1 pseudogene is annotated in these 806 nt (G+C 42.7%); it reads right to left on the bottom strand.

Annotated elements, in window-relative coordinates:
• Nucleotides 1–806: pseudogene (locus ACFINC_RS09695) on the bottom strand (porin family protein); the annotation flags it as partial.

The raw sequence follows: 806 nt of genomic DNA on the forward strand, positions 1-806 counted from the left end.
AAAGTCTCAACTTCATCTCCTTGTTCAAGACCAAGTTCAGAAGCCATCCTTCTCATTTGTTCTATACCATATACACTGGATTCATTCTTATCCGCCGCTTGTGTACTTTGTACTCCATGAGAACGGGAATGTGGATTAGCATTATGCCCACGAGCATCATAACCATATCCACCTGACTGAGATGTACCATGCGAATAAGCATATCCACCACCATGGGCACTATGATAACCTCCGTGTGCTCCGCTTGTTCCATTGGAAGTGTTTGTCTCTGATCCAGATACCTTTGATCTTGACAATACAAGGTTATGACTTGGCACTGTTCTTTCTGTTAATGATCGTCCCGATGTATCTGTACTTGCCGCTGGTTGAATTGTTCCTGATCTTGTTGATGAAGCAGATGATGCTGGTGTTTCTTTAACCGTTTTAGTAGACGATGATGATTGCTCTGACCTTGCACCTTGTTCGGAGGAGGCTGATGATGTTTCTAGCAATTTAGATGGCGTGTTTGATGATGGTGTGGATGATGGTGTTGAAACTACTGATTTTTTTACTGTTATTGAAGAATTAACATTGCCAGAATTGTCAGTTCTTGCTAATTGATTCGGTTGTTCTGCGCCTGCATTTGGTGGTTGAGATGAATTTACTTGTCTAGTTTGTGTTTGATTGGATCGTGTTTCAGTAGACTTTATTACTGTAGTTCCTCCATTTGCTGCTGGCGAAGTTTCCGCGCCTGATGCTAGAGTTCCTGTACTTACTGTTGTTGCAGGTTTTGTTGATGTCGCCTGTCCAGGCAATACTGGCGCAGA

The organism is Bartonella sp. AP58NXGY (genome assembly GCF_042195785.1).
Taxonomy (GTDB): Bacteria; Pseudomonadota; Alphaproteobacteria; order Rhizobiales; family Rhizobiaceae; genus Bartonella.